The sequence below is a fragment of the Nocardioides cremeus genome, from assembly GCF_030518195.1.
Lineage (GTDB): Bacteria > Actinomycetota > Actinomycetes > Propionibacteriales > Nocardioidaceae > Nocardioides > Nocardioides cremeus.
This window is the reverse complement of sequence record NZ_JAULSC010000438.1, coordinates 1-220: the sequence shown is the minus strand read 5'-3', so window position 1 is coordinate 220 and position 220 is coordinate 1. Positions and strand designations below refer to the sequence as shown.

The window sequence follows — 220 nt, the reverse complement described above, 5'->3', positions numbered from 1 at the left end:
CGAGCACGTCGGCGACGGCCCGGTCGTGGTCTCGGTCTTCGTCAACCCGCTGCAGTTCGGCGAGGCCGCCGACCTCGAGACCTACCCGCGCACCCTCGAGGCCGACCTCGTGGTGTGCGCCCGCGAGGGGGTCGACGTCGTCTTCGCGCCCTCGGTCGACGAGGTCTACCCCGGCGGCGAGCCCGAGGTGACCGTCGAGCCCGGCCCGCTCGCCGACGTG

1 protein-coding gene is annotated in these 220 nt (G+C 74.5%); it reads left to right on the top strand.

Features of this window, described 5'->3' with window-relative positions:
- The coding region (locus tag QWJ41_RS22605) for a pantoate--beta-alanine ligase (protein ID WP_302710564.1) at positions 1–220 on the top strand (220 nt) is incomplete at both ends.